This window comes from Alcanivorax sp. HI0083 (genome assembly GCF_001635175.1).
Genome location: NZ_LWFX01000102.1, coordinates 1 through 914 on the forward strand (window position 1 = coordinate 1; position 914 = coordinate 914).

Here is a 914-nt window from a genome sequence, read left to right on the forward strand (position 1 = left end):
CTTTCGTCAGGGCGATGGGAGGAGCTTTCCAACAGATTCAGGGCATCATTGTTGGCAGCCGCGTCGGTGGCGGCCTGGTTCACTTCCTCACCAAAGTCGGGGGGGATATACATCACGCACAGGTTTTCGATGCCATCGGTTTCCACCAGCTTGTTCACACCTTTAAGAACACCGTCGTAATAGCTGGGGCCGAACACGTAGCGATAGCGGAAGTCGCCCTGCTCTTCCATGGGCTTGGAAAGCGCCAGGGGAAGAATGCTGGGCACGTTGTTACGGTCCATGATCGGGAATGCTGCCAGGTTGTGGGGCGTCCCCAGGCTCATGACCATGGCGAAGACTTCATCGCGGCTGACCAGCTTGTTCACCGCTTGCGTTGCCTTGGGAACCTGATAGGCATGGTCTTCGACGATATAACGAATCTTGCGGCCATGAATGCCGCCCTGCTCGTTCACTTCTTCGAACATGTCGTTGGCCACCTGCACCGCCGGCGACGAGAAGGCGGCGAACACGCCAGACAGGTCATGCATGCCCCCCAGGCGAATCTCGGTGTCGGTGACGCCACGCACGGGCTCGACCGCGGCACTTTCTTCATCCTTGTTGTCACTGCAGCCCACAAGGGCTATGGCGGCCAGGGCCGTCAGACAAAGCTTCTTCATGATGCACTCTCCTCTCGTACCATCAATACATGGAATCAATCAGGTGCTTGTGTTTTTTCTCCACGAAGGAACGCTTCAGCTTCATGGTGGCGGTCAGCTCCTCATCCTCGGCGGTGAGCAGCACATCGATCAGGCGGAAATACTTGATTTGTTCCACCTGGGCGAACTGTTTATTCACGTCCTGAACAATGCTGTCGATGAGGTCCAGCACCTCTTTGGCCCGACACAGGGAAGCGAAATTGGAAAACGGTACCTGGC

General features: G+C 56.6%; 1 protein-coding gene and 1 pseudogene. Both read right to left on the reverse strand.

Annotated elements, in window-relative coordinates; all coding sequences use genetic code 11:
* A partial coding sequence (locus tag A3754_RS01125) for an ABC transporter substrate-binding protein (protein ID WP_156496661.1) occupies positions 1–656 on the reverse strand: 656 nt, incomplete at its 3' end.
* Positions 657–678: 22 nt separating this feature from the next.
* Positions 679–914: pseudogene (locus A3754_RS26925) on the reverse strand (long-chain fatty acid--CoA ligase); the annotation flags it as partial.